This window comes from Dactylosporangium sp. NPDC049140, assembly GCF_040648435.1.
In genome coordinates this window covers 1-2,317 of the sequence record NZ_JBEZDS010000141.1, presented here as the reverse complement: position 1 = coordinate 2,317, position 2,317 = coordinate 1, and the positions used below count along the sequence as shown (strand labels likewise).

Below are 2,317 nucleotides of genomic sequence, written 5' to 3'. Positions count from 1 at the left end.
AGGTCAACGCCGTGTCACCAGCACGGACCGCCACCGCCGCCGGATCCTGGGACGCGATCAGATCCAGCACAGTCTCGCCACGGGGCAGCACGGTCACCGTGTCATTCCACCGTGCCAGGTCCGCCACCTCCGCGGCGGTCAACATCGGCAGGTCCGAAACGCGCCGGCCTGTATCGGCCGAAACGGCGGCCAGGAGCTGCTGGAAGTGCCCAATCAGCCGAACCATCCGGGCCTCATCGAACAGCACGGTGCTGTACTGCACCTCACCGACCAGCCCAGCACCCGCCTCAACCACCGCAACAGACAGGTCGAACTTCACGGGCATCGGCACAGACCCCGTGCGCAGCACGGGCTCGCCACCCTCAGCAGCGGCGGCGTAGTTGAACAACACCTGGAACAACGGCGTCCGGGAGCGATCCCGGTCGACGCCGAGCTCATCCACCAGGTGCTCGAACGGCACATCCTGATGCGCGTACGCATCCAGCGTCCCAGCCCGCACCCGGCCCACCAACTCCGCGAACGTCGGATCACCGGACAAGTCCGTGCGCAACACCAACGTGTTCACGAAGAACCCGATCAGTCCCTCGATCTCCGCACGGTTCCGGTTCGCGATCGGCGTACCGACCACGACGTCATCCTGACCGGCGTACCGCGACAACAGCACATTGAACGCCGCAAACACCGTCATGAACATGGATGCCCCAGCCTCACGGGCCACCGCACGCAGACCCGAAGCCACGTCAGCCGGGATCACAAACCGAAGCGCCGCCCCAGCACTGGACCGCTGCGGAGGCCGCAGCCGGTCCGCCGGCAACTCCAGCACCGGCACACCATCCAGCCGATCCCGCCAGTACCCGACCTGCCGGTCCAGCACCTCGCCGGTGAGCCAACGCCGCTGCCACACCGCAAAGTCCGCGTACTGCACCGGCAACGGCGCCAACTCGACACCCGCATACAGCGCGTCAAGCTCCCGCCGCAGGATGCCCGCCGACCAGGCATCGCCGACGACGTGGTGCATGGCCAGCGCCAACACGTGCTCGTCCGGGCCGACCCGCACGAGCGTCGCCCGGAACAGCGGCCCGGCGCTCAGATCGAACGGCGCCGCACCGTCGGCGGCCAGCCAGGCCCGCGTCGCGCCCTCCGGATCGTCCGCGTCCGAAAGATCCACGACCGGCAGCACGAACGGCGCCGCGGGCTCGATCACCTGGTGCGGTACCCCATCGGCATTGGCGACCAGCCGGGTCCGCAGTACCTCATGCCGTGCGACGAGCGTGGTGAGCGCCGCCTCCAATGCCTCGACGGAGACTTCTCCTCCGAGCCGAATCCGAGACGGGAGGTTGTACTCCGCCGACCCGGGATCCAACTGTGCCAGGAACCACAGCCGCTGCTGCGCGAACGAAAGTGGCAAGGGTTCGTCCCGGCGGACGGGAACCATCGCCGCCGCAGCGATGCCCGGCCCGGCTGCGTCGATGGCAACCGCCAGCCCAGCAACGGTCGGCGCATCGAACAGCGCGGCAACAGGTACCTCGACGCCGAACACGCTTCGAATCCGCGACACCACACGCGTCGCCAGAAGCGAATGCCCACCGAGCGCGAAGAAGTCGTCGAACAATCCGACGCGCTCAACCCCGAGCACCGCGCCCCAGACTTCAGCAACCGCCTCCTCCACGGGCGTGCGAGGCGCGACATAGTCCCCCACCGCCGCGGGCGCGTCCGGCGCCGGCAACGCCCTGCGGTCGACCTTGCCGTTCGCGTTCAGCGGCAGCGAGGTCATCTCCACAAAGACGGAGGGCACCATGTAGTCCGGCAGCCGCTCCCGCAGCCCGTCAACCGAGCACTGACCCACCACATACGCAACCAGCCGCGAACCGTCAGCCACCACCACGGCCGCCGACACACCCGCCTGATCACGGATCGCAGCCTCAACCTCACCAAGCTCGATCCGGAACCCACGCACCTTCACCTGGAAATCGGCACGGCCCAGGAACTCCGGCCGCCCATCGGAGCGCCACCGCGCCAGGTCCCCGGTCCGATAGAGCCGTGCGCCGTCCCGGTCCGCGACGAACCGCTCAGCCGTCAACTCAGGACGACCCAGATACCCACGGGCCACCCCAGCACCACCGATGTACAACTCACCGACCACACCCGCCGGAACCTCACGCAGTGAGGCGTCCAGGACGTACCAGCGCGTCCCGGCGATCGGCGAACCCAGGGTGACCGGGGCGCCGGCCGTGACCTGGTCGACCGCGGACCACACGGTCGTCTCAGTCGGGCCGTACATGTTCCACACCGACCCAGCCCGCTGCACCAACGCCGC

General features: G+C 68.7%; 1 protein-coding gene. It reads right to left on the bottom strand.

What is annotated here, in order from left to right; all coding sequences use genetic code 11:
• A partial coding sequence (locus AB0B76_RS58850) for a condensation domain-containing protein (protein WP_360395151.1) occupies positions 1 to 2,281 on the bottom strand: 2,281 nt, incomplete at its 3' end.
• Between the last annotated feature and the right edge of the window lie 36 nt (positions 2,282 to 2,317).